The organism is Pseudomonas sp. GNP013 (assembly GCF_054343995.1).
In genome coordinates this window covers 3,362,788-3,385,416 of sequence record NZ_JBTGUT010000001.1, presented here as the reverse complement: position 1 = coordinate 3,385,416, position 22,629 = coordinate 3,362,788, and the positions used below count along the sequence as shown (strand labels likewise).

At 61.3% G+C, this 22,629-nt stretch carries 25 protein-coding genes; 13 read left to right on the top strand and 12 right to left on the bottom strand.

The window, feature by feature from the left end; all coding sequences use genetic code 11:
- Nucleotides 1–179 precede the first annotated feature (179 nt).
- From ACXX81_RS14700 to cysB, 5 genes are all read left to right on the top strand, one after another.
- On the top strand, nt 180–515 hold the full coding sequence (locus ACXX81_RS14700) for a YbbN family protein (protein WP_231423106.1): 336 nt from the start codon (nt 180–182) through the stop codon (nt 513–515).
- Nucleotides 512–1,465: a putative 2-dehydropantoate 2-reductase gene (locus ACXX81_RS14695; RefSeq protein WP_231423105.1), complete on the top strand. Its 954-nt coding sequence runs from the start codon at nt 512–514 to the stop codon at nt 1,463–1,465. The genes ACXX81_RS14700 and ACXX81_RS14695 overlap by 4 nt, the downstream gene beginning before the upstream one ends.
- Nucleotides 1,466–1,481: 16 nt before the next feature.
- On the top strand, nt 1,482–2,387 hold the full coding sequence (locus ACXX81_RS14690) for a 5'-nucleotidase (protein WP_209980481.1): 906 nt from the start codon (nt 1,482–1,484) through the stop codon (nt 2,385–2,387).
- A 70-nt stretch (nt 2,388–2,457) separates the two neighbouring features.
- Nucleotides 2,458–2,958, top strand: coding sequence for a universal stress protein (locus tag ACXX81_RS14685; protein WP_209980483.1), 501 nt, complete (start codon nt 2,458–2,460; stop codon nt 2,956–2,958).
- 103 nt (nt 2,959–3,061) lie between these two features.
- Nucleotides 3,062–4,036 (top strand): HTH-type transcriptional regulator CysB, encoded by a 975-nt coding sequence (gene cysB / locus ACXX81_RS14680; RefSeq protein ID WP_209980485.1) that lies wholly within the window; start codon nt 3,062–3,064, stop codon nt 4,034–4,036.
- 5 nt (nt 4,037–4,041) lie between these two features.
- Here cysB and ACXX81_RS14675 read toward each other — a convergent pair whose 3' ends face one another.
- Together ACXX81_RS14675 and ACXX81_RS14670 are read right to left on the bottom strand one after the other, a co-directional pair.
- Nucleotides 4,042–4,524, bottom strand: a complete 483-nt coding sequence (locus ACXX81_RS14675) for a GreA/GreB family elongation factor (RefSeq protein ID WP_209980487.1) — start codon at nt 4,522–4,524, stop codon at nt 4,042–4,044.
- A 5-nt stretch (nt 4,525–4,529) separates the two neighbouring features.
- Complete coding sequence (locus ACXX81_RS14670) at nt 4,530–4,898, bottom strand: hypothetical protein (protein WP_231423104.1); 369 nt, start codon at nt 4,896–4,898, stop codon at nt 4,530–4,532.
- Between the two features lie 132 nt (nt 4,899–5,030).
- On the opposite strand from ACXX81_RS14670, the gene earP reads away from it, so the two are divergent.
- Nucleotides 5,031–6,164, top strand: coding sequence for an elongation factor P maturation arginine rhamnosyltransferase EarP (earP, locus tag ACXX81_RS14665; RefSeq protein ID WP_458571943.1), 1,134 nt, complete (start codon nt 5,031–5,033; stop codon nt 6,162–6,164).
- Between the two features lie 49 nt (nt 6,165–6,213).
- Nucleotides 6,214–6,786, top strand: a complete 573-nt coding sequence (locus tag ACXX81_RS14660) for an elongation factor P (RefSeq protein ID WP_209980494.1) — start codon at nt 6,214–6,216, stop codon at nt 6,784–6,786.
- Nucleotides 6,787–6,864: 78 nt separating this feature from the next.
- Here ACXX81_RS14660 and ACXX81_RS14655 read toward each other — a convergent pair whose 3' ends face one another.
- The 4 genes from ACXX81_RS14655 to ACXX81_RS14640 form a co-directional block, all read right to left on the bottom strand.
- Nucleotides 6,865–7,881, bottom strand: coding sequence for an alpha/beta hydrolase (locus ACXX81_RS14655; RefSeq protein ID WP_209980496.1), 1,017 nt, complete (start codon nt 7,879–7,881; stop codon nt 6,865–6,867).
- 28 nt (nt 7,882–7,909) lie between these two features.
- On the bottom strand, nt 7,910–8,329 hold the full coding sequence (locus ACXX81_RS14650; RefSeq protein ID WP_012722993.1) for an organic hydroperoxide resistance protein: 420 nt from the start codon (nt 8,327–8,329) through the stop codon (nt 7,910–7,912).
- A 253-nt stretch (nt 8,330–8,582) separates the two neighbouring features.
- Nucleotides 8,583–9,035, bottom strand: coding sequence for a MarR family winged helix-turn-helix transcriptional regulator (locus ACXX81_RS14645; RefSeq protein ID WP_209980498.1), 453 nt, complete (start codon nt 9,033–9,035; stop codon nt 8,583–8,585).
- 81 nt (nt 9,036–9,116) lie between these two features.
- Complete coding sequence (locus ACXX81_RS14640; protein WP_209990242.1) at nt 9,117–10,067, bottom strand: LysR family transcriptional regulator; 951 nt, start codon at nt 10,065–10,067, stop codon at nt 9,117–9,119.
- 108 nt (nt 10,068–10,175) lie between these two features.
- Here ACXX81_RS14640 and ACXX81_RS14635 point away from each other — a divergent pair, with 108 nt between their 5' ends.
- Nucleotides 10,176–10,925: a sulfite exporter TauE/SafE family protein gene (locus tag ACXX81_RS14635; RefSeq protein ID WP_231423558.1), complete on the top strand. Its 750-nt coding sequence runs from the start codon at nt 10,176–10,178 to the stop codon at nt 10,923–10,925.
- Here ACXX81_RS14635 and ACXX81_RS14630 read toward each other — a convergent pair.
- The gene (locus ACXX81_RS14630) at nt 10,915–11,796 is read right to left on the bottom strand and encodes a LysR family transcriptional regulator (protein ID WP_458571942.1); all 882 of its coding nucleotides are present in this window, start codon (nt 11,794–11,796) and stop codon (nt 10,915–10,917) included. The genes ACXX81_RS14635 and ACXX81_RS14630 overlap by 11 nt on opposite strands.
- Nucleotides 11,797–11,866: 70 nt before the next feature.
- Between ACXX81_RS14630 and ACXX81_RS14625 the strand changes: the two genes are divergently transcribed.
- Entirely contained in the window at nt 11,867–12,073 is a 207-nt protein-coding gene (locus ACXX81_RS14625) for a DUF1127 domain-containing protein (RefSeq protein WP_458571941.1), read from the top strand.
- A 247-nt stretch (nt 12,074–12,320) separates the two neighbouring features.
- Here ACXX81_RS14625 and ACXX81_RS14620 read toward each other — a convergent pair whose 3' ends face one another.
- Complete coding sequence (locus ACXX81_RS14620) at nt 12,321–13,667, bottom strand: class II 3-deoxy-7-phosphoheptulonate synthase (protein WP_458571940.1); 1,347 nt, start codon at nt 13,665–13,667, stop codon at nt 12,321–12,323.
- Between the two features lie 124 nt (nt 13,668–13,791).
- Between ACXX81_RS14620 and ACXX81_RS14615 the strand changes: the two genes are divergently transcribed.
- Nucleotides 13,792–14,547 carry a spermidine synthase gene (locus ACXX81_RS14615; RefSeq protein ID WP_209980505.1) on the top strand — a complete coding sequence of 252 codons (756 nt, stop codon included), beginning with the start codon at nt 13,792–13,794 and terminating at the stop codon, nt 14,545–14,547.
- A 266-nt stretch (nt 14,548–14,813) separates the two neighbouring features.
- Here ACXX81_RS14615 and ACXX81_RS14610 read toward each other — a convergent pair whose 3' ends face one another.
- Entirely contained in the window at nt 14,814–15,605 is a 792-nt protein-coding gene (locus tag ACXX81_RS14610; protein ID WP_458571939.1) for a crotonase/enoyl-CoA hydratase family protein, read from the bottom strand.
- 424 nt (nt 15,606–16,029) lie between these two features.
- On the opposite strand from ACXX81_RS14610, the gene ACXX81_RS14605 reads away from it, so the two are divergent.
- The gene (locus tag ACXX81_RS14605; protein ID WP_209980508.1) at nt 16,030–17,703 is read left to right on the top strand and encodes a DEAD/DEAH box helicase; all 1,674 of its coding nucleotides are present in this window, start codon (nt 16,030–16,032) and stop codon (nt 17,701–17,703) included.
- A gap of 166 nt (nt 17,704–17,869) precedes the next feature.
- Here ACXX81_RS14605 and ACXX81_RS14600 read toward each other — a convergent pair whose 3' ends face one another.
- Nucleotides 17,870–18,637, bottom strand: a complete 768-nt coding sequence (locus ACXX81_RS14600) for a DODA-type extradiol aromatic ring-opening family dioxygenase (protein WP_458571938.1) — start codon at nt 18,635–18,637, stop codon at nt 17,870–17,872.
- Nucleotides 18,638–18,740: 103 nt separating this feature from the next.
- On the opposite strand from ACXX81_RS14600, the gene ACXX81_RS14595 reads away from it, so the two are divergent.
- The gene (locus ACXX81_RS14595) at nt 18,741–19,397 is read left to right on the top strand and encodes a thiopurine S-methyltransferase (protein ID WP_458571937.1); all 657 of its coding nucleotides are present in this window, start codon (nt 18,741–18,743) and stop codon (nt 19,395–19,397) included.
- Between the two features lie 174 nt (nt 19,398–19,571).
- On the opposite strand, the gene htpX is transcribed toward ACXX81_RS14595, so the two are convergent.
- Both htpX and ACXX81_RS14585 read right to left on the bottom strand, forming a co-directional pair.
- A complete protein-coding gene (htpX, locus tag ACXX81_RS14590; protein ID WP_043050458.1) occupies nt 19,572–20,459 on the bottom strand; it encodes a protease HtpX in 888 nt (295 codons plus the stop codon).
- Nucleotides 20,460–20,763: 304 nt separating this feature from the next.
- Nucleotides 20,764–21,975 carry a pyridoxal phosphate-dependent aminotransferase gene (locus tag ACXX81_RS14585; protein ID WP_209980516.1) on the bottom strand — a complete coding sequence of 404 codons (1,212 nt, stop codon included), beginning with the start codon at nt 21,973–21,975 and terminating at the stop codon, nt 20,764–20,766.
- A gap of 202 nt (nt 21,976–22,177) precedes the next feature.
- Here ACXX81_RS14585 and msrB point away from each other — a divergent pair, with 202 nt between their 5' ends.
- Nucleotides 22,178–22,570 carry a peptide-methionine (R)-S-oxide reductase MsrB gene (gene msrB / locus ACXX81_RS14580; RefSeq protein ID WP_458571936.1) on the top strand — a complete coding sequence of 131 codons (393 nt, stop codon included), beginning with the start codon at nt 22,178–22,180 and terminating at the stop codon, nt 22,568–22,570.
- The last annotated feature ends 59 nt before the right edge of the window (nt 22,571–22,629 follow it).

Here is a 22,629-nt window from a genome sequence, read left to right as displayed (position 1 = left end):
TCGTCAGGGTCACGGGTGCCGGCCGCCAGCCATCCCCGTGCGGCGGAGCACAGCATGATTTGGATGCAAGGGGGGAGGAACCTTAGCGCGTAACCGGGCTGCGCGACAATGGGCAATTGTGCGCCGCGCGGGCCGGCCTGCTAGTGTATGGCCTGCTTGAGGCCCCCACAGGAGATCGCGTGGAAGAGTTGCAGCTGTCCGATTTTGATATTGATCGTCAATTGCTGGCGCTGCCGGGGGCATCGCTGCTGATATTCACTGGCGACGGCTGCTCCAGTTGTCGCTGGGCGCGCCAGCAGTTGCCAGGCTGGAATCTGCCGGTGGCGCGGTTGTGCTGGGTCGATGCCGGGCACAATGGCGGCGCGGTCGAGCGCTACCAGATCTTTCATTTGCCCGCGCTGTTCGTGGTGTGCGAGGGTCAGTTCCTTGGGCAGATTCATACACGTCTTGCGCCCGTCGACATCAGCGAAGCCATCACGACAGCGCTCAGTCGCACTCCGGAGGATTTGCCATGACAGCACAGTCGCCACGTATAGGCATTATCGGCACCGGTGCCATCGGCGGTTTTTATGGCCTGATGCTGGCCCGCGCCGGATTCGACGTGCACTTCCTGTTGCGCAGTGAATACGCCGCCGTCAGAGACCGTGGCCTGCACGTCAACAGCAGCATCCATGGAGCATTGAAACTGCATCCGGTGCAGGCCTACGCCAATGCCGCCGACATGCCGCCGTGCGACTGGCTGCTGGTGGGCACCAAGTCCACCGGCAATGTCGAACTGGCGCCCACGCTGGCCCAGGTGGCCGCGCCGGGTGCCAAGGTGGTGCTGCTGCAAAACGGCCTGGATGTGGAAGACAGCCTGCGCGAACATTTGCCGGCCTCACTGCATCTGCTCGGCGGCCTGTGTTATATCGGCGTGTACCGCTCCGCGCCCGGGGTGATCGAGCATCAGGCATTGGGCCGGGTCAATCTGGGCTATCACAGCGGTACGGCCGCCAACGACGAGGCCCTTCAGCAAATGATCGTGGAAGAGGGCGCGGCGCTGTTCCATCAGGCAGGCATCGAGTCCCAGGCCATGGCCAGTGTGCACCTGGCGCGTTGGCACAAGCTGGTGTGGAACGTGCCGTTCAATGGTCTTTCGGTGTTGCTGGGCACGGGGACCACGGCGCTGATGGCGGATGAGTCCAGCCGCGAGTTGATTCAGGCCCTGATGGTCGAAGTGATCAAGGGCGCGCATGCCTGCGGCCACGATATCCCGGCCAGCTATGCCGGGCAGATGTTCGCCATGACCGAAACCATGGACGATTACCTGCCCAGCATGTATCACGACCACCTGCACAAGCGCCCGCTGGAACTGGCGGCGATCTACGCCCGGCCACTGGCGGCCGCCAAGGCAGCCGGCTGCGAGCTGCCGCGCATGCAGGCGCTGTACCAGGCCTTGAGTTTTATTGATCGGCATAACCGCTGATTGGGGGGGAGAGCAGATGGCGAAGGGATTGGGCGACAAACTGGTGCTGGCGATTTCATCGCGGGCACTGTTCGACCTGAGCGAGAGCCACAAGGTCTACCTCGCCGAAGGGGTCGAGCCGTACCGTAAGTACCAGATCGAGCACGAGGAGGAAATCCTCGAACCCGGCGATGCCTTCCCGCTGGTGAACAAGTTGCTCAGCCTCAATGCCCGCCTGGGCCGGGCTCGGGTTGAAGTGGTGCTGGTGTCGCGCAACAGCGCCGACACCGGCCTGCGCGTGTTCAACTCGATCCAGCATTACGGTCTGGATATTTCCCGCGCCGCTTTCGCAGGCGGGCGTAGCCCCTATCCTTATCTGGCCGCCTTTGGTTGCCATCTGTTTCTTTCCACCCATGCTGAAGATGTGCGCAGTGCCCTCGATGCCGGGTTCGCTGCGGCGACGATCCTGTCCGGCGGCCCGCGTCGGGCCATGAGCGAGGAGCTGCGCATCGCGTTCGACGGCGACGCGGTGCTGTTTTCCGATGAGTCCGAGCGGGTTTACCAGAGCGGTGGGTTGGCGGCGTTCCAGGCCAATGAGCGCGAGTCGGCGCGCCAGCCGTTGCATGGCGGGCCGTTCAAGGGCTTTCTGGCGGCACTCAATTTATTGCAACGCGAGTTTCCTGACGAAGCCTGTCCGATCCGCACTGCGCTGGTCACCGCGCGTTCGGCGCCGTCCCATGAGCGGGTGATTCGCACCCTGCGTGAATGGGACATCCGCCTGGACGAGTCGCTGTTCCTCGGCGGCCTGGAAAAAGCCGCGTTTCTCGAAGCGTTTGCCGCCGATGTGTTTTTCGATGACCAGGCCGGTCATTGCGAGAAGGCCAGGGAGGTGGTGGCCACCGGGCACGTGCCCCACGGCATCAGCAACGAGGTCAAGGTGTGAGTCGGCCGAACTCTGTGCGGCGCTGCTAAGCTGAGTCAATCTTCGCCATCCTGGCAGCCCAGGGGGTTCTATGATTCGTTCGATGCTGTACGCCACGGACCTCGGCCTGTATGCGCCTTACGTGATGCAACATGCGTTGGCACTGGCGCGCACGTTCAAGGCTGACTTGTATGTGATTCATGTGGTCGAGCCCATCGGGCTGTTCGCCGAGTCGGTGCTGCAAAGCTACCTTGACGAGCAGGCTTTAAGTGAATGGCAGAACCAGGGGCTGACCACTGTGATAGCGACCATCGAACAGCGCGTGCAGGACAGTTTTCGCGAGGAGTTGGGGGATGGGGAACAGGACCTGAAGGTGATCCGCTCGGTAAAGGTGATCCAGGGCGATCCTTGCGACGTGATACTCGACCAGTTGCGCAAACTGTCCGTCGACCTGCTTATCCTCGGCAGTCACAGCCATGCAACGACGGCGGCGACGCCTTTGGGTCGCACCGCCACGCGGGTATTGCAGCTGTCGACGGTTCCCGTTTACATGGTGCCGTCGCTGCGGCGTCGACGCAGTGAAGAAATATGATCGCTGGAATACATAAAAAGTTCTAGATTTATCTGTCTGACCTTTAATATAGTTATATACCGTCGCTGATACCCGTGGCGTCTATCTGCTTTGAGGGACACATATGAAGCTCCAACAACTGCGCTACATCTGGGAAGTGGCGCACCACGACCTCAACGTTTCCGCTACCGCTCAAAGCCTTTACACCTCGCAACCGGGTATCAGCAAGCAGATCCGCCTGCTCGAAGACGAGCTGGGCGTGGAAGTGTTCGCACGCAGTGGCAAGCACCTGACCCGCGTCACTCCCGCCGGTGAGCGCATTATCACCACTGCCGGCGAGATCCTGCGCAAAGTCGAAAGCATCAAGCAGATCGCCCAGGAGTTCTCCAACGAGAAGAAGGGCACGCTGTCCATCGCCACCACCCATACCCAGGCACGCTATGCCTTGCCGCCGGTGATCCGCGACTTCATCAAGCAGTACCCGGACGTCGCGCTGCACATGCACCAGGGCTCGCCGATGCAGATCGCCGAGATGGCCGCGGACGGGACCGTTGATTTCGCGATTGCCACTGAGGCGCTGGAACTGTTCGGCGACCTGGTGATGATGCCGTGCTACCGCTGGAACCGCTGCGTGGTAGTGCCTCAGGGCCATCCGTTGGCCAAGCTGCCGAAATTGACCCTTGAGGCCCTGGCCGAATACCCGATCGTGACTTACGTGTTCGGCTTCACCGGCCGCTCCAAGCTCGACGAGGCGTTCAGCCATCGCGGCCTGACGCCGAAAGTGGTCTTCACCGCCGCCGATGCCGACGTGATCAAAACTTACGTGCGCCTTGGCCTGGGCGTGGGGATCGTGGCAAAAATGGCGGTCGACACCCAGCTCGACAAAGACCTTGTGGTGCTTGATGCCAGCGAGTTGTTCGAGTCCAGCGTGACCAAGATCGGTTTCCGCCGTGGCACCTTCCTGCGCGGTTTCATGTGCGACTTCATCGAGAAGTTTGCGCCGCACCTGACCCGCGAAGTCATGGCCAAGGCCATTCAGTGCCACAACAAGCAGGAACTGGAAGAGCTGTTCGCCGGCGTTGAATTGCCCGTTCATTAAAGCGTTTATCTGGCCTCGGTAACCGTAAAGTGTTGCCGGGCGCCTGCCACCAGAATCTCCACCTCATCCCCTTCGAATTTGCCCAGCAGGCTTTTGCCCAAGGGCGAGCGCGGGGTGATGACGGTCACCGGTTGCCCGACCACATCCACCTTCAGGCCCGCCGCATCCGGTGCGAGGAACAGCCATTGCTGGCGTCCGTTCTCGTCTTCCAGGCCCAGCAGCGCGCCGACCTCCACCCCACGTCGATCATCGTAGGCTCGCAGTGGCAGGTTCTGGCACAGCGCCAGCGATTGTTTGATTTCCTCGACCCGCCGGGCCTGCCCGGCCGCCAGGTAGGAGGCCTCCAGGCCCAGGGTGTCGTACTTGTTCTCGGCGATGTTTTCTTCGTGGGTTGCGGTTTCGTAGGCGGTCTGCGCGGCGCGCTGGGCGATGTCCAGGTCGACGGCGAGCTTGTCCAGAATCAGCTGGAGCACGGCGTGTTTATTCATGGTGATCAGTCGCAGAGTTGCAGCACATTGGCGCGGGTCTTTTCAGTCGGTGCATTCTGGTCCTGTTGCAGCCAGAACTGGCATTTGGGGTTGGACAGGTTGCGCGGGTTGCTGCGCGCCTGCTCCAGGGTCTGTTGCTGTTCCTGTCTCTGCAGGTTCTGCTGGTACTGCTCGAACATGCGGTTGGGCGGCTCCGGCGCAGCGGCCGCCGGTTTGCCCAACTGTTGGACCGCCTGGGTCACAGGCGCGAGGCTCTGCGCGAAGAGGTAGCGGGACGCCAGCCAGGTGGTCAGCGCAATGGCGATGAACCCCAGCCACATGCCCAGGGCGATGGCGATGCAGAGCTTGAGCAGCGACAACGGACGATCAGTCATGGTGGCCTCCCGGCGGGCATTGACGGCGTAGCGGCGATTGTCGCACAGCCACTGTGCAGAATAATCGCGATCAAGCCTTCTGCATCCGGGCATTTATGCGGACAATCGAGCCTTTGAGCGTTGGAGCCCGGAATGAAAGCCCGCTGGGATATATTTTGCAGTGTCGTCGACAACTACGGCGACATCGGCGTGACCTGGCGCCTGGCCCGGCAATTGGTGGCCGAACACGCGTGTGATGTGCGCCTGTGGGTCGACGACTTGCGCGCGTTCGAACGCATGTGCCCCGAGATCGATGTGCAGTTGAGTCAGCAATGGCAAGCGGGCGTTGACGTGCGCCACTGGCCGGCCGAGTGGCCGGCAACGTCGGCAGCCGATGTGGTGATTGCCGCGTTCGCTTGCCAGTTGCCACCGGACTATATGGAAGCCATGGCTGCCTGCGCACGCACGCCGCTGTGGATGAACCTGGATTACCTGAGCGCCGAAGACTGGGTGGTGGGGTGTCATCGGCTGCCGTCGGTGAAGTTCAAGGGCGTGCAGAAGTACTTCTTTTTCCCGGGCTTTCGTCCGGGCACCGGGGGCCTGTTGCGTGAGGCTGGATTGCTGGACCAGCGTCAGGCGTTTCAGCGGGATGCCGCCGCACGGGAAACTTTCCTGCAGGATATGGGCGTATTTCCCGCCACCGATGCGCAACTGATCTCGCTGTTCGCCTACGAAAACGCCGGGCTGGCCGCTTGGCTCGACGTGTTGTCGACGGACGGGCGTGCCACCCATCTGTTGGTGCCTGAAGGGCGCATCCTCGGCGACGTGCAGCGCTGGCTCGGCGTGCAGGGGCTGGCGGCGGGGGCTGTGCATCAGCGCGGCGCGCTGACCGTGCAAGTGCTGCCGTTCGTGCCCCAGGCGCACTATGACCGACTGCTGTGGTGCTGCGACTTCAATGCGGTGCGCGGCGAAGACTCGTTCGTGCGTGCCCAATGGGCCGGGCGGCCATTGTTGTGGCACATCTACCGCCAGGATGAAGACATCCACCTCGACAAGCTCGATGCCTTCCTGGCGCTCTACACAGCCGCGTTGTCACCGGCCGCAAGGACTGCGCTGATCGAGATGTGGCAAGTCTGGAACGCCGGGGGCGATATGGCCCAGGCGTGGAAAAAACTGCTGGAACACTGGCCTGAAGTCAGTCGACACGCTGAATCCTGGTGTCTGGAACAAGGCTTGCAGGCCGATCTTGCGACGGCGCTGGTACAGTTTTATGAAAGTTGGATATGATACGCCACCTTGATTTTTGTAAATCCCATCCAAATTTCGGATATACGCAATGAAAACTGGTAAAGAGCTGAAACCCGGTACCGTCATCAAGCTCGAAAACGACCCTTGGTTGGTTCAGAAAGCTGAGTTCACCAAGTCTGGTCGTAACAGCGCAATCATGAAGACCAAGCTGAAGAACCTGCTGACCGGCTACAAGACCGAGATCGTCTACAGCGCCGATGACAAACTGGACGACGTGATCCTCGACCGCAAGGAAGCGACCCTGTCCTTCATCAGCGGCGACACCTACACGTTCATGGACACCACCGACTACACCATGTACGAGCTGAACGCTGAAGATATCGAAGCCGTTCTGCCGTTCATCGAAGAAGGCATGGAAGACGTCTGCGAAGCGATCTTCTTCGAAGAGCGCCTGGTTTCCGTAGAGCTGCCGACCACCATCGTGCGTAAAGTTGCCTACACCGAAGGTTCCGCTCGCGGCGACACTTCCGGCAAGGTGATGAAGCCTGCCAAACTGGCTAACGGTACCGAGCTGCAAGTGGCCGATTTCATCGAAATCGACGACCTGATCGAGATCGACACCCGTGAAGGTGGTTCGTACAAAGGTCGCGCCAAGAAGTAATTCTGGCCCTGCCGATACGAAAAAAAGCCCGACCTTGAGTCGGGCTTTTTCATGGGCGTCATCTTTACTTCGCCGGGCTTACTTGAGGTGTTGCTTGAGTTCGTCCGACGCTTGCAGCAAGGCCGAACGTACCGCTGGCACCTGGCTGACCACGTTAAGCAGGCCGTAGTCGTGGATCATGCCGTTGTAGCGCACGGCGGTGACCGGTACACCGGCCTGGTCCAACTTGCGTGCATAGGCTTCGCCTTCATCACGCAGCACGTCCGCACCGGCGGTCTGGATCAGCGCGGGTGGCAGCCCTTTGAGCTGATCAGTCGTGGCCCGCAGTGGCGAGGCATAGACCTCGGCGCGCTGGTTGGCGTCGGTGGTGTAGTTGTCCCAGAACCACTTCATCATGTTGCGGGTGAGGAAATGCCCTTCGGCATACTGGTTGTAGGAACCGGTGTCAAAGTTGGCGTCGGTCACTGGCCACAGCAACAGCTGGAACTTGATCGCCGGCGTGCCCTTGTCCTTGGCCATCAGGCTGACCACCGCCGCCATGTTGCCGCCGACACTGTTGCCCGCAACCGCCAGGCGCTTGCCGTCGACGTTGATCTCTTTGCCGTGTTCGGCGACCCACTTCGTTGCGCCGTAGGCCTGGTTGATCGCCACCGGGTAATGCGCTTCCGGCGAAGGCGTGTAATTGACAAAGACCGCGACAGCCCCCGAACCCACCACCAAATCCCGCACCAGGCGTTCATGGGTCGGGTAATCCCCCAGCACCCAGCCGCCGCCGTGGAAAAACATGAACACCGGCAATGTACCCTTGACCCCGGCTGGCCGCACGATGGTCAGGTCCAGCGGCTGGCCATCGACCTGGATGGTCTTCTGGCTCACATCCGCCTTGGGCAGGGTCAGCTTCACACCGGCCTGGGCGCCGGTCAGTACAGCGCGGGCGTCCTTCGGCGTCAGTTGTTCCATCGGTTTACCGGTGCCTGCGTTCAACACATCCAGAAAGGCCTGGGTGTTGTGTTCGACCTCACCGGTCGCCGCAAAGGCGTTGGTGATGGACAGGGCGAGCAGGGTGCCGGTGAGCGCTTTACCAATTGTGTTCATTTCTTTCTCCAGGGGCGGCCGAGGTCATTTAGACGGTTACGTGCAGGCGCACATCGACGTTGCCACGGGTGGCGTTGGAGTACGGGCAGACTTGGTGAGCCGCGTCGACCAGGCTTTGCGCATCGTCCTGGGCCAGGCCCGGCAGGCTGATGTGCAGGTCGATGTCCAGGCCGAAACCGCCAGTGATCTGGCCGATGCCGACGTGGGCAGTGATCGAAGCGTCATCCGGGATTTTGCGTTTGGTCTGGCTGGCGACGAATTTCAGTGCACCGATAAAGCAGGCCGAATAGCCGGCAGCGAACAATTGTTCAGGGTTGGTGGCCTGGCCACCGGCGCCGCCCAATTCCTTGGGCGTGGAGAGTTTTACGTCGAGGATGTTGTCGCTGGAAACAGCACGACCATCACGGCCGCCGGTGGCGGTGGCTACTGCGGTATAGAGAGTTTGCATGGTGTCGTCCTCTGGATGTTATGCGCTAAATGTTTGCGCGCTAATTAGTTGGTGAGTTGAATGTATAGCGCCAATGTTTAGTGCGCAAGATAAATTTACAAAAATGTTTTAGGTTTTGAATAATGACGCGCCGCAGAACCCAATGTGGGAGCGGGCTTGCTCGCGAAAACGGTGTATCAGTGAATAAATTCAGTGACTGACACTGCGCCTTCGCCAGCAAGCCCGCTCCCACATTTTTGGTGCTTTGGTGCCTTTAGATTGCGTTCTGCAGATGACTGCGCAGAGCAACCAAGTCAGCCTGCAACTGGCGCAATTGCTCAAGCTCAAGGCCGCTGGCGCCGAGGATGCACTGCGGAATGCCCATGGCTTTTTCCTGCAAGGCGCGGCCGGCGGCAGTCAATTCCACCACCACCACGCGCTCGTCTTCACGGCTGCGCGTGCGGCTAAGCAGGCCTTCGGCTTCCAGGCGCTTGAGCAGCGGGGTGAGGGAGCCCGGGTCGGTCAACAGGCGGCTGCTGATTTCGCCGACGGTCAAACCATCCTCTTCCCACAGCACCATCATCGCCAGGTACTGCGGGTACGTCAGGCCGAGGGCTTGCAGCAGAGGCTTGTAGACCTTGGTCATCAGCAGCGAGGTGGAGTGCAGGGCGAAACACAGCTGGTTATCCAGCAGCAGGGATTCGCAAGGGTCAGGATTTTTGCTCATGGCGGTGCCTCGAAAAAAACGTATCTGGCCTGGAATCTAGCGGGCAAACCTTTAATGCGCCAGATAATTCTGTCCAGTCGGTCAGACCAAGCCACTTTGCAGGGCCAGATCCCAGGGAGGGACCGGGCTGAATCGGGATTTCAGGTATTCCAGCAACAATCGACTGCGCGCATTGGGCTGTTGCTCCAGACGCAGCGCGTAAATCCCGGTGGTTTCCGGGCTAGGCAAGCCGCCTTCGCAGAACAGCGGCAAGAGCTCGCCGCGCACCAGGTACTCACTGGCCAGCCAGGTCGGCAGGTGGGCGATCCCCAGCCCGGCGAGCGCGCCGGACAACAGTGCTTCGGCATTGTTGGCGCTCATGCGGATGCGCTGCGGGCGACAGGTGGCGCGGCGCCCGTCCAGTTCGAAGCGCCAAGCGAACATCGGTGCCAGGCCGTCCCAGTCCAGGCCGTCATGCTCGCTCAGCTCGCGAGGGTGGGTGGGCGTGCCGCGGCTTTTCAGGTACGCCGGGCTGGCGCAAGCGATACGCACGATGCTCGCCAGGGGCGTAGCGATCAGCCGGGTATCGACGATATGCCCGGCACGCAGCACCAGGTCGACCTTGCCCAGGTGCGCGCCCTGCATATCAACAAAACTGTCGATCAAATGCAGGTGCACGTCCAGCCCAGGGTACACGTTCAAAAAGTCAGCGATTACTGGCGCCAAGTGGCGTCGGCCGAAGGCTGCCGGCGCGTCTACGCGAATCAGGCCTTCCGGCGCATGGCTCAGGGACACCGCCTCGGCCCGTGCCAATTGCAACTCGGTGACAATCCTGCGCGCTCGTTCGGCAAAAGCCAGGCCCGCGGGGGTGGGCACCACCGCGTGGGTGCTGCGTTGAAACAAGCGGCTGCCCACCGAGCTTTCCAGGCTGTCGATGCGCCGAGCCACTGCCGAAGGCGTCAGCGGATGGCGCCGTGCGGCGGCAGAAAAGCTGCCGGTTTCCAGTACGTCGAGAAACAGGCCCAGTTGATCGGTCAGGGTGTTCGGGTTCATGGGCGAAGGCTTATGCGAGATTGGCATAGCCATTGTGCGTTGCTGTGCGTTTCCACGCCATAGCCGACTGCGTAGCATGCAAGGCTTGAGATTGTGGAGTAACGAGCGGTGTTGGATTTAGCGATATACCTGGTATTGGGCGCAGCCCTCGGCACGGTGGGCGGCTTGTTCGGGATCGGCGGCGGGCTGATTGCCATCCCGGTGCTCGGCGTGTTGTTCGGCCTGGACCAGCAACTCGCCCAGGGCACGGCGCTGGTGATGGTGGTGCCGAATGTAATGCTGGCCCTGTGGCGCTACCACCAACGTAATCGCATTGAATTGCGGCATGCCTTGCCGCTGGGCGTGATGGGTTTCAGTTTTGCCTGGCTCGGTTCGATCTGGGCGGTGGGGCTGGACGCAGGCGTGATGCGCATCGGTTTTATTGTGTTTCTGGTGGTGCTGGCGGCCTACAACGGGGTGCGCATGTTCACACGTAACGCGCCGCCGACGGCGCAGATGCGTTATTCCTGGCCCTGGTTGGGCGTACTGGGCGCCGCGTCCGGCGCCATGGGCGGGCTGTTTGGCGTCGGTGGCGCGGTGGTTGCCACGCCGGTATTGACCAGTGTGTTCGGTACCACCCAGGTGGTCGCGCAAGGCTTGTCACTGGCTCTGGCATTGCCCAGCACCGGCGTAACCCTGGTGACCTACGCCTGGCACCACGAAGTGGATTGGGCAATCGGCGTGCCCCTGGCCGTTGGCGGCCTGCTGAGCATCAGTTGGGGTGTGAAGGTCGCCCATGCGCTGCCGGAGCGCGTGCTGCGCGGGCTGTTCTGCGGATTTCTGGTGGTGTGTGCGGTGATGCTGACCTTTAAAGTCTGAAGCCTTCGAGGATGTATTGCGCCAGGCACTCGGTGATGGGCGAGGCCATCGCCGGGTTGCGCAGCAGCCGCAGGTTCATCGACGGCAGCGGCGGAAAGCCGTCTTCGCTGCCGAGTATGCGCAGGTCTTCGGTCACCAGGCTTTCCAGGCTGACCATCACCGCCAGGCCGGCGCTGACCACGGCCTGGATCGCCGCCACATTGGAGCTGTGATACGCCAGCCGGTAATCGAGCCCGACGCTTTCCAGCGCGGCCTGGCTCCACTGGGTGCCGAAGCACTCAACGCCGGACACCGCCAGGGGCAGGGTATCGTGTTCGTCTACGCAAAAGCACGCGGCGGCGGCCCACACCATTCGTTCGGTGCGCAGCAGTTCACCGACATCGTCGCCGGGCTGGCGGCTGATCACCGTCAAGGCCAGGTCGCGGCGCTGCATCAGCACGTTCGAGGCCTCGCAGTGCATCTCGATCTGGATCAGCGGATAAGCCTTGGAAAACCGCGTGAGAATCCCCGGCAGGTATCGCATCACGTAGTCATCCGGCGTGCCGATGCGTACCAGCCCCACCATATGCGGCTCGCGCAGGGTATTGAACACCTCGCTGTGCAGTTTCAGGATGCGCCGCGCATAGCCCAGCAGCACCTGGCCCTCGGGCGTCAGGCGTACCTGTCGACCGTCACGTTCGAACAGCTTGCGTTGCAGCACATCCTCTTCAAGGCGTTTCATCTGCATGCTCACCGCCGATTGGGTGCGATTCACCCGTTCGGCGGCGCGGGTAAAGCCGCCCTGGTCGGCGATGGCGACAAAGGTGCGCAGCACGTCAGTGTCGATGCTCGGGTAGCCGGACAATTGATCAATCTCCGAGATGTATTGCATAAGAAACATTCGTTGGATTGATCATAGAGCCAGGCACACACTTTCGTCATCCCCACAGGAGGGCGAGAAGATGAAAGGTCAAAAAGGTTTTGTGTTGATCGCGAAGCGGCCTTTGGCCGGGCTGTTTCAGGGCATTGTGCGTTGGCACACGGTGTACCGGGGGCGCCGGTTACTGGCGACCCTGAACGACGACGCGCTCAAGGACATTGGGCTCAGCCGCGCCGACGTGGAGCAGGAAAGCCAACGGCATTTTTGGGATGACCCTCTGCGAAAGTAACTTGGGTTGTGGTTGGAGGGCTTGATTGTGCTTGACTGTGGCAAGCCCTAATGCCGTTCAGTTAAGCGCAGATTCCCTGTGGCGAGCAGGCTTGTCCTGCGTTGGGCTGCGCAGCAGCCCCAAAGCCAGGCGCTGAGCCGTATCAGGTACACCGCGTTTTGCTCGATGGGGGGGCGCTTCGCACCCCAACGCGGGGCAAGCCCGCTCGCCACAGGCAGTCCGTCAGCAGGCATTTCCAGCTACGGTCTTAGCGCTTGACCTGCTTCAGCGTTTCGGCAATCAGGAACGCCAGTTCAAGCGACTGATCGGCATTCATCCGAGGGTCGCAGTGGGTGTGGTAGCGGTCCGACAAACCGTCTTCGGTAATCGGCCGTGCGCCGCCGATGCACTCGGTGACGTTCTGCCCGGTCATCTCGATATGAATCCCGCCGGCATAGCTGCCCTCGGCCTGGTGCACCTGGAAGAATTCCTTCACTTCGCCGAGGATCTGCGCAAAGTCGCGGGTCTTGTAGCCGCTGCTGGCCTTGATGGTGTTGCCATGCATCGGGTCCGAACTCCACAGCACCTGCTTGCCTTCACGCTGCACGGCGCGGATCAGGTGGGGCAGGTGGTCGCCGACCTTGCCTGCGCCCATGCGCGCGATCAGGTTGAGGCGGCCGGGATCGTTGTTCGGGTTGAGAATGTCGATCAGGCGGATCAGGTCGTCAGGGTTCATGCTCGGGCCGACCTTGACGCCAATCGGATTGTTCACCCCGCGCAGGAACTCGACGTGGGCGCCGTCGAGCTGACGGGTGCGGTCGCCGATCCACAACATGTGGGCCGAGCAGTCGTAGTAATCGTTGGTCAGGCTGTCGCGGCGTACAAAGGCTTGTTCGTAGTTGAGCAGCAGCGCTTCGTGGGCAGTGAAGAAGCTGGTTTCGCGCAACTGCGGCGAGCTGTCCATGCCACAGGCGCGCATGAACGCCAGGGTTTCGTCGATGCGGTCGGCCAACTGGCTGTATTTTTCAGCCAGGGCGGAGTTGGCGATGAAGTCCAAATTCCACTTGTGCACCTGGTGCAGGTCGGCGAAACCGCCCTGGGCAAAGGCGCGCAGCAGGTTGAGGGTGGCGGTGGACTGGTGATAGGACTGCAGCAGACGGTCCGGGTCGGGCACGCGGCTTTTTTCATCGAAGCCGATGCCGTTGACGATATCGCCGCGGTAGGCGGGCAGGGTGATGCCGTCGATGGTTTCATCGTTGGACGAGCGCGGCTTGGCGAACTGGCCGGCCATGCGCCCGACTTTCACCACCGGGCAGCCGGCGGCGAAGGTCATCACGATCGCCATCTGCAAGAGTACCTTGAAGGTGTCGCGGATTTTGGCAGCGGAGAACTCGGCAAAGCTCTCGGCGCAGTCGCCGCCTTGCAGCAGGAACGCGCGGCCCTCGGTGACTTCGGCAAACTGACGGCGCAACTCGCGGGCTTCCCCGGCAAACACCAGTGGGGGGTAGCTGGCGAGGTTCTGCTCCACTTGCAGCAAGTGCGCAGCGTCCGGGTACCGGGGTTGTTGCTGGATCGGCAGGGCGCGCCAGCTGTCGGGGCTCCAGGGTTGGCTCATCATGAACTCGATTGGCTGATTGACGGTCGGGCGCCAATGTTATCAGCAATTAGTGCGTGACCTGTTGCCGCCGGTTGGCCGACAATCGCGCCTTTGCCGTGCGGTAAACCCTTTAGGAGTAGTGATGACCGAGGAGCGTGTCGAGCGCCTGCTGGCCGAGGTCCATGATGACTTCGGCATGATCCGTGTGCTGGAAGTGGCCGATTACCGCTTTCTCGAGTTTGGCGACGCCATCGAGCAAAGCTGCGTGTTCACCGCCGACCCGAGCTGGCTGGAGTACGACTACACCCGCGCCATGCTGGTTGGCGCGTTGTGCCATGAGCAGCCGGACAGCGCGCTGTTTCTCGGCCTGGGCGCCGGCACCCTGACCCAGGCATGCCTCAAGTTCCTGCCGCTGGAAGACGTCGAAGCCATCGAGCTGCGCCCCGATGTGCCGCGCCTCGCCATCGAGTACCTGGGGCTGGACGATGATCCACGCCTGTATATCCGCATCGGCGATGCCTTGCAGTTGCTGGAAAGCGCTGAGCCGGCTGACTTGATTTTCGTCGACCTCTACACCGATGTCGGCCCCGGCGTCGGGCACCTGGCGTGGACGTTTCTGGAAAACTGCCAGAAAAAGCTCAACCCGGGCGGTTGGCTGGTGATCAACCAATGGGCCACCGACGATGGCAAACCGTTGGGGGCAGCGCTGTTGCGCGGGCTGTATCACCGGCATTACTGGGAGCTGCCGGTGAAGGAGGGCAATGTGATCTTGCTGGTGCCTTCGGAGCTGGATCAGGAACTGGAGCTGGAGGCGCTCTCGGCGCGTGCCGAGGCCTTGGCGCCGCGATTGGGGTATTCGTTGCAGCCGTTGATCAAGGCGATTCGGCCGGCGACTTAGGTGACTATCAGAGCCTCATCGGGGGCTTGCCCTAATGCCGTTCAGTTAAGCGCAGATTCCCTGTGGCGAGCAGGCTTGTCCTGCGTTGGGCTGCGCAGCAGCCCCAAAACCAGGCGCTGAGCCGTATCAGGTACACCGCGTTTTGCTCGATTGGGGGCGCTTCGCACCCCAACGCGGGGCAAGCCCGCTCGCCACAATACGCCCACACATTTTCCTTAACTGAACGGCATTAGGGCTTGCCCCCGATGAGGCCCTCAGTGCCGCCATCAAATCCCCTTGAACACCCCCGGCCGCTTCTCGATCATCGCCCGCATGCCTTCCCTGGCATCCTCACTGTTAAGCAATTGATCCACCACCGCGGGCAAGGCGGCGGCCGCGACGGTTTCGCCTTCCATGCGGGCCAGACGCGCCGAGGTCAGCGTGGCCTGAACCCCAAGTGGCGCCTGGCGGGCGATGCGGCTGGCCAGTTCGATGGCGCGCGGCAACAGATCTTCGCTGGCCATCACCTCCTGCACCAGCCCCAGGCGCAGGGCTTCATGGGCGTCGAACTCGTCGCCGGTGAGCAGCCAGCGCATGGCATTGCCCCAGCCGGCGAGCTGGTGAAAACGCAGCGTCGCGCCACCGAACGGAAAGATCCCGCGCTGCACTTCCATTTGCGCAAAGCGGGTATTGCTGGCGCAAAGGTTGATGTCCGCCGCCAGCATCAGCTCGATGCCGAGGGTCAGGCAATAACCTTGGGCCGCGATAATCACCGGCTTGCTGACCCTTGGTCCGGCAAACACGCCCCAGGGATCGCAGCCCCCCGGCGGCGGTTGCCAGCCGCCGGCCATCACGCCGCTGACATTGGCCAGGTCCAGCCCGGCGGTAAAATGGTCGCCATGGGCGAATACCACGGCCACCCGCGCGACGTCGTTTCGATCAAATTCGCCATACGCCAGGCTCAGGTCATTGAGCAAATCGAGGTCGAAGGCGTTGCGCTTGGCCACCCGGTCCAGGCCCAACAGCATGACATGACCCCGGAGTTCACGGCTGACGCGGCTACTGCTGGCTTGATTCATCGGGTGTGCCCTCGGGCGCGGGAGTTAAGGTTTCGGACCGAAGGTGCGATCCAATCGGTGAATCGTTTAAGCGTTATGCCCAGCAGGGCCGGGCGTTTGCAAAACAGACCCTGCTGCGGGTATCTGCAAAACCTGTGACGCAGCGCGGTACATCAGTGCGTTGCGCGAAAAAAAGCTCCCTTTTTCAGGTATTTCCGGTATAGTGCGCGCCGGCCTTTAACCGGGCCGCGTTCAGGTAGCGCAATTCCCCGAAGCCAGCTTCGGCTGCACGTCCGCACAGCGGACTCTTCCTTGACGAATCTTTTTCATTCATTCGTTTTCGCAAATCCCCGCCGACAAAGCAGCCAGGGCGACTCTTGAGTCTCAACACGGCATGCGCAGCTTTGGAGCATGGGTCTTTGCGGATGCACTTAGAGGCAGACCCATGACCCAGGAAACCGGCGGCTTCGCCGCTTTTAATCTTAACCCGAACATTCTCGCTGCCGTCATCGCGACCGGCTACGAAGAACCTTCGGCGATTCAGCAGCAATCGATCCCGATCATCATGGCCGGCCAGGACATGATTGGCCAGGCGCAAACCGGTACCGGTAAAACCGCCGCGTTCGCCCTGCCTATCCTGCACTGCATCGATCCTGCCAAGCGCGAACCGCAAGCCCTGATCCTGGCGCCAACCCGTGAGTTGGCGCTGCAAGTAGCAACCGCTTTCGAAACCTACGCCAAGCAAATGCCAGGCGTTACCGTTGTGGCCGTTTACGGCGGCGCGCCCATGGGCCCACAACTGAAAGCCATCCGTAACGGCGCACAGATCGTTGTCGCCACCCCGGGCCGTCTCTGCGACCACCTGCGTCGCGACGAGAAAGTCCTGTCCACCGTGAACCACCTGGTGCTGGACGAAGCTGACGAAATGTTGAAGCTGGGCTTTATGGATGACCTGGAAGTCATCTTCAAGGCACTGCCTGCGACCCGTCAGACCGTACTGTTCTCGGCCACCCTGCCGCAGTCTATCCGTGCCATTGCCGAACGCCACCTGCGCGATCCGCAACACGTGAAAATCCAGACCAAGACCCAGACCGTTACCGCGATCGAACAGGCTCACCTGTTGGTTCACGCTGACCAGAAGACCTCGGCTGTATTGAGCCTGCTGGAAGTCGAAGACTTCGACGCCCTGATCATGTTCGTGCGCACCAAGCAAGCCACCCTGGACCTGGCCAGTGCCCTGGAAGCCAAAGGCTACAAAGCCGCTGCGCTGAACGGTGACATCGCCCAGAACCAACGCGAGCGCGTGATCGATTCCCTCAAGGATGGCCGTCTGGACATCGTTGTGGCAACCGACGTTGCTGCTCGTGGCCTCGACGTTCCACGTATCACCCACGTGTTCAACGTTGACATGCCTTACGATCCCGAGTCCTACGTTCACCGTATCGGCCGTACTGGCCGTGCCGGTCGCGAAGGCCGTGCATTGCTGCTGGTGACTCCGCGTGAGCGCCGCATGCTGCAGGTGATCGAGCGTGTAACCGGTCAAAAAGTTGCCGAAGTCCGCCTGCCGGATGCTCAGGCTGTTCTCGATGCGCGCATCAAGAAACTCACCAATAGCCTGTCGCCATTGGTGGCTGACGCTGAATCGACCCACGGCGAACTGCTCGACCGCCTGACTGCCGATATCGGCTGCACCCCACGTGCCCTGGCTGCAGCTTTGCTGCGCAAGGCTACCAACGGTCAGGCCCTGACCCTGGCAGCCATCGAGAAAGAACGCCCACTGGTGCCGAACAACGCCCCGCGCGGTGATCGTCCAGAGCGTACCGGCGACCGTCCGGACCGTGGTGATCGTGAGCGTCGTGCTCCGGTTCCATTGGCTGAAGGCCGCGCTCGTTGCCGTACCGCGCTGGGCGCGCGTGACGGTATCGCTGCCAAGAACCTGCTGGGCGCTATCCTCAACGAGGGTGGCCTGGCACGTGAAGCCATCGGTCGCATCCAGGTGCGCGACAGCTTCTCTCTGGTAGAGCTGCCGGAAGACGGCCTGGAAAAACTGCTGACCAAGTTGAAAGACACGCGCGTTGCCGGTAAGCAGCTGAAGCTGCGTCGCTACCGCGAAGATTGATCTGCCGCTACGGCTGATTGATCGCCCATAAAAAATCCCCGACTGGTTCGGGGATTTTTTTTGCCTGATATTTTTTTGGATCAGTCCCCGGTCAACTGTGGGAGGGGGGGCGTGCTCCCGATGGCGGTACAAGGGCCAATACCTGCAAGGCTGAGCAAACCCGGCGTCAACCGAAGCGGTAGATGTCCATTCCAAGCGCACCCAAGGTGAAGCCCTGGTGCTCGATGCTGAAAGGGCCACCCGCACCGCGAGCGAAATACAGCGGTAGCAAATGTTCATCGCTGGGATGGCTGCGCAGCGCATGCGGCGCCAGGCGGCGATAGTCGTGCAGTATTGCCTCGTCATCGGCGGCGAGGGTCTCCACCATCCAGTCACGAAACTCCCTGGCCCACGGCTCGATGCTGTCCGGTCCGGCGCGCCAGTCCAGTTCACCCAGGTTATGGGTGATGCTGCCGGAACCGATCAACAGCACACCTTGCTCGCGCAGGCTGGCCAGCGCACGCCCGACGCGGGTTTGCAGGGCCGCGCCCATGCGGCTGGGCAGCGAGACTTGCACCACCGGGATATCCGCCGCCGGATACATCAACGACAGCGGCACCCAGGTGCCGTGATCGAATGGGCGACGCTCGTCGATCTGCGCCTCCAGGCCGTCTGCGTGAAGCCGCTCGACAATGGCGCTCGCCAACTGCGGATCGCCCGGCGCCGGGTATTGCACCGCGAACAATTCGCGAGGGAAGCCGCCGAAGTCGTGCCAGGTTTGCGGCGCCGCACTGCCGCTGACCAGCAGCCCGGTGCTTTCCCAGTGCGCCGACACCACCACGATCGCCTCAGGCTTGGGCAGCTCTGCCGCCAGCCGCTGCAGAGCAGGGCCGCTGGCGCCCGGTTGCAGGGCGAGCATGGGCGAACCGTGGGAGATGAACAGGCTGGGCAACATGCGTAGGGTCCTGAGGGTTAAGATGCTGCCATCTTCAGTCAGATCATTGATCTAAATCCAATATAAGTTTTAGCGCTTTTTGATCGAATTTCCCGGGGGATTTATGCAGCCTGAATTTTGGCAAGCGCGTTGGGCGCGCAATCAGATCGGCTTTCACCTGCCCGAGGTCAACCCGTACCTGCAACGCCACTGGCCGACGCTGGGCGTGGCCGAGGCTGCAAAAGTGCTGGTGCCGTTATGCGGTAAAAGCCTGGATTTGATCTGGCTGGCCGCGCAGGGGTATCGCGTGATGGGCGTGGAGCTGTCGGAGCAGGCGGTTCAGGCGTTCTTCAGTGAGCAGGGCCTGACGCCACAGGTCGTTGAGAAGGGCGCCTTCAAGGTTTATCAGACGGGACTGATCGAGCTGTGGTGCGGTGATTTCTTCGTCCTGGATGCGCAGGCGCTGGGTGATTGCAGTGCGCTGTATGACCGCGCGGCGCTGATTGCCTTGCCGCCGTTGATGCGTGCGCAGTATGCCGGGCATCTCACTGCGCTGCTGGGGGCCGGCACAAAAGGCCTGTTGGTCACGCTCGACTATGACCAGGTGCAAAAGGCCGGCCCGCCCTTTGCGGTGAATGATGACGAAGTGCGCACGTTGTTGTGTGAGGGCTGGAGCGTGGATGTGCTGCAAGAGCAGGACATCCTGGGCGAGAGCTGGAAGTTCGTGCAGGACGGCGTCACGCGACTGGAGGAGCGCGTCTATCGGCTGGACCGGCGCTGAGGTCTGCGCTGTTCATGCCAACGCCTTCGCGGGTAAGTCGAATTGTCGCGCCGGCGCTCCCACAGGGGATCTGCGCTTAACTGACTGACATTAGGGCTTGCCCGCGATGGCGTTTCAAGCACCCACAAAAAAGGAGCGATCAAGTCGCCCCTTTTCAGTGTCACTGCCTGACCGTCAGCCGCGACGGCGCAGTGCGTCGATTCGCTCTTCCAGCGGTGGATGGCTCATGAACAAGCGCGCCATGCCCTGTTTGATGCCGCCGTTGATACCGAAGGCCGTCAGGCTGTCCGGCATATGCACCGGCAGGCCCTGTTCGGAGCGCAGGTGCTGCAAGGCTGCAATCATCGCCCCGGTACCGGCCAGACGCGCACCGGCTTCGTCTGCACGGAATTCGCGTTTGCGCGAGAACCACATGGTGATCGCACTGGCCAGGAAACCCAGCACCAGCTCGGCGAAAATGGTCGCCACGAAGTAGGCGATGCCGCGACCCTCTTCGTTCTTGAAGATCACCTTGTCGACAAAATTGCCGATGATCCGCGCGAAGAACATCACAAAGGTGTTCACTACGCCCTGTACCAGCGCCAGGGTAACCATGTCGCCGTTGGCTACATGGCCGATCTCGTGGGCCAGTACCGCCTTCACTTCATCGTAGGAAAAGCGTTCCAGCATGCCCTGGCTGACCGCAACGAGCGCATCGTTCTTGTTCCAGCCGGTGGCGAAGGCGTTCGCTTCATAGGCCGGGAAGATCCCGACTTCGGGCATCTTGATGCCGGCCTCGCGGGACAATTGCTCGACGGTCTGCAGCAACCATTGCTCATGTCGGGTACGGGGCTGGGTGATCACCTGGGTACTGGTGCTCATTTTCGCCATCCACTTGGAGATGAACAGCGAAAACAGCGAGCCGGCAAAACCAAAGACCGCACAGAAAACCAGCAGCTGATTGAGGTTCAGGTCAACCCCGTTGGCCGCCATGAACCCGTTGAAGCCAAAAAGGCTCAGGGTGATGCTGGCAATCAGCACGACCGCCAGGTTAGTGGCCAGAAACAGCAGGATGCGCATCATGGTTGTAGAGTTCTCCTCATGCTTAATATGTCGCGTACTGCGGGGTATATAAGGTGCAGCCTGGGGTGATTCAACCGGGCGACTATTTCAAACTGTGTCCTACACCTTTTATGTAAACCCTTGAAGGGATTTTCCTACCTGACAAACCGCTCGGCACGCGCTTTCAATCGCCTTGCGGCCTAGTGTTTACGGGGCCTGGCGGTTGCCGAGAGTTCAAGGGATGGGTCAGACCCAGGGCCGGCCAGAGAAGTGTTGCCAGATAATCGCTGTACGACCAAAAGCTGGCCGTACAGTGTCATTTTCGTTACTGGCGATAAGACTTGAGGAAGTTGCCGATACGGCCAATGGCCATTTCCAGGTCATCCACACGCGGCAGGGTCACCACACGGAAGTGATCCGGCCACGGCCAGTTGAACGCGGTGCCCTGGACTACCAGCAGCTTTTCCGACAGCAGCAGGTCGAGCACGAACTTTTCGTCGTTGAGGATCGGGCACACCTTCGGGTCGATACGCGGGAAGGCATACAGCGCGCCCATGGGTTTGACGCAGCTCACGCCGGGAATGTCGTTGAGCAGCTCCCAGGTACGGTTGCGCTGTTCAAGCAGGCGGCCCTGGGGCAATACCAGATCGTTGATGCTCTGGTAGCCGCCGAGGGCGGTCTGGATCGCGTGCTGGCTTGGCACGTTGGCGCACAGGCGCATGTTGGCCAGTATGTCGATGCCTTCGATGTAGCTCTGGGCATTGTGCTTGGGCCCGGAAATCGCGATCCAGCCGGAGCGGAAACCCGCCACTCGATAGGACTTGGACAGGCCGTTGAACGTCAGGCACAACAGGTCCGGGGCCAGGGAGCCGGTGCAAATGTGCACGGCGTCGTCGTAGAGGATCTTGTCGTAGATCTCGTCGGAGAACACCACCAGGTTGTGCTGGCGTGCCAGTTCGAGCATGCCCAGCAACACTTCCCTGGAGTACACGGCACCGGTGGGGTTGTTCGGGTTGATGATCACCAGGGCTTTGGTATTGGGAGTGATCTTGGCTTTGATATCGGCCAGGTCCGGGAACCAGTCGGCGCCTTCATCGCACAGATAGTGCACCGGGTGGCCGCCGGCGAGGGTCACAGCGGCGGTCCACAGCGGATAATCCGGCGCGGGTACAAGCACTTCGTCGCCGTTGTTGAGCAGGGCCTGCATGGACATCACGATCAGCTCGGACACCCCGTTGCCCAGGTAAATGTCCTCGATGCCGACACCTTCTACCTGCTTCTGCTGGTAGTACTGCATCACCGCCTTGCGCGCGCTGAACAGGCCTTTGGAGTCACTGTAGCCCTGGGCTGTCGGCAGGTTGCGGATCACGTCCTGGAGGATTTCTTCCGGCGCTTCGAAACCAAAGGGGGCCGGGTTGCCGATGTTCAGCTTGAGGATGCGATGGCCTTCCTCTTCCAGGCGTTTGGCGTGCTTGAGCACGGGGCCGCGAATGTCGTAGCAGACGTTGGCGAGCTTGTTCGATTTGCTGACCTGCATGGCGATGTGATCCTGAAAATGAACGATCCAGACGGCGAAGACACTACCGTACTGTGAATCCTGCGCGGTCCGCACCTGTAAATACGTTTGAATGGCGGTGGCGCGGGTGCCAGACTGGCGTTTTGAAGAGGCGCAATCATACGTGCCGCCTGATCCATGGAAAAGACACAGATCAGGGTTTTTCAGTGACCGAGGTGTACCGATGGATAAGTTGCAGAAAACCGTTGATGAATGGAAAGCGATGCTTGATCCGGAGCAATACAACGTATGCCGTCTCAAGGGCACCGAGCGCCCGTTCACCGGCAAGTACAACGACACCAAAGCCGACGGCGTCTATCACTGCATCTGCTGCAATGAAGCGTTGTTCGACTCCACCACCAAATTCGACTCCGGTTGCGGCTGGCCCAGCTTCTACGCGCCGATTGCCGACAGCGCGATGATCGAGATTCGCGACGTCAGCCACGGCATGATCCGTACCGAAGTCACCTGTGCCAAATGCGATGCGCACCTGGGCCATGTGTTCCCGGACGGGCCGCCGCCGACCGGCCTGCGTTACTGCATCAACTCGGTGTGCCTGGACTTCGTGCCGCGCTGAAGTCCAATGCGGGAGGGGCCTTGCTCACTCCCGCATGCTGATTGCGCTCCATCAGCGCC

What these genes read in the sequence shown, in the direction of transcription:
- ACXX81_RS14695 (WP_231423105.1), top strand. Translation starts at nt 512, where the DNA reads ATGACAGCACAGTCGCCACGTATAGGCATTATCGGCACCGGTGCCATC.
- ACXX81_RS14690 (WP_209980481.1), top strand. Translation starts at nt 1,482, where the DNA reads ATGGCGAAGGGATTGGGCGACAAACTGGTGCTGGCGATTTCATCGCGG.
- ACXX81_RS14685 (WP_209980483.1), top strand. Translation starts at nt 2,458, where the DNA reads ATGATTCGTTCGATGCTGTACGCCACGGACCTCGGCCTGTATGCGCCT.
- cysB (WP_209980485.1), top strand. Translation starts at nt 3,062, where the DNA reads ATGAAGCTCCAACAACTGCGCTACATCTGGGAAGTGGCGCACCACGAC.
- ACXX81_RS14675 (WP_209980487.1), bottom strand. Translation starts at nt 4,524, where the DNA reads ATGAATAAACACGCCGTGCTCCAGCTGATTCTGGACAAGCTCGCCGTC.
- ACXX81_RS14670 (WP_231423104.1), bottom strand. Translation starts at nt 4,898, where the DNA reads ATGACTGATCGTCCGTTGTCGCTGCTCAAGCTCTGCATCGCCATCGCC.
- earP (WP_458571943.1), top strand. Translation starts at nt 5,031, where the DNA reads ATGAAAGCCCGCTGGGATATATTTTGCAGTGTCGTCGACAACTACGGC.
- ACXX81_RS14660 (WP_209980494.1), top strand. Translation starts at nt 6,214, where the DNA reads ATGAAAACTGGTAAAGAGCTGAAACCCGGTACCGTCATCAAGCTCGAA.
- ACXX81_RS14655 (WP_209980496.1), bottom strand. Translation starts at nt 7,881, where the DNA reads ATGAACACAATTGGTAAAGCGCTCACCGGCACCCTGCTCGCCCTGTCC.
- ACXX81_RS14650 (WP_012722993.1), bottom strand. Translation starts at nt 8,329, where the DNA reads ATGCAAACTCTCTATACCGCAGTAGCCACCGCCACCGGCGGCCGTGAT.
- ACXX81_RS14645 (WP_209980498.1), bottom strand. Translation starts at nt 9,035, where the DNA reads ATGAGCAAAAATCCTGACCCTTGCGAATCCCTGCTGCTGGATAACCAG.
- ACXX81_RS14640 (WP_209990242.1), bottom strand. Translation starts at nt 10,067, where the DNA reads ATGAACCCGAACACCCTGACCGATCAACTGGGCCTGTTTCTCGACGTA.
- ACXX81_RS14630 (WP_458571942.1), bottom strand. Translation starts at nt 11,796, where the DNA reads ATGCAATACATCTCGGAGATTGATCAATTGTCCGGCTACCCGAGCATC.
- ACXX81_RS14625 (WP_458571941.1), top strand. Translation starts at nt 11,867, where the DNA reads ATGAAAGGTCAAAAAGGTTTTGTGTTGATCGCGAAGCGGCCTTTGGCC.
- ACXX81_RS14620 (WP_458571940.1), bottom strand. Translation starts at nt 13,667, where the DNA reads ATGAGCCAACCCTGGAGCCCCGACAGCTGGCGCGCCCTGCCGATCCAG.
- ACXX81_RS14615 (WP_209980505.1), top strand. Translation starts at nt 13,792, where the DNA reads ATGACCGAGGAGCGTGTCGAGCGCCTGCTGGCCGAGGTCCATGATGAC.
- ACXX81_RS14610 (WP_458571939.1), bottom strand. Translation starts at nt 15,605, where the DNA reads ATGAATCAAGCCAGCAGTAGCCGCGTCAGCCGTGAACTCCGGGGTCAT.
- ACXX81_RS14605 (WP_209980508.1), top strand. Translation starts at nt 16,030, where the DNA reads ATGACCCAGGAAACCGGCGGCTTCGCCGCTTTTAATCTTAACCCGAAC.
- ACXX81_RS14600 (WP_458571938.1), bottom strand. Translation starts at nt 18,637, where the DNA reads ATGTTGCCCAGCCTGTTCATCTCCCACGGTTCGCCCATGCTCGCCCTG.
- ACXX81_RS14595 (WP_458571937.1), top strand. Translation starts at nt 18,741, where the DNA reads ATGCAGCCTGAATTTTGGCAAGCGCGTTGGGCGCGCAATCAGATCGGC.
- htpX (WP_043050458.1), bottom strand. Translation starts at nt 20,459, where the DNA reads ATGATGCGCATCCTGCTGTTTCTGGCCACTAACCTGGCGGTCGTGCTG.
- ACXX81_RS14585 (WP_209980516.1), bottom strand. Translation starts at nt 21,975, where the DNA reads ATGCAGGTCAGCAAATCGAACAAGCTCGCCAACGTCTGCTACGACATT.
- msrB (WP_458571936.1), top strand. Translation starts at nt 22,178, where the DNA reads ATGGATAAGTTGCAGAAAACCGTTGATGAATGGAAAGCGATGCTTGAT.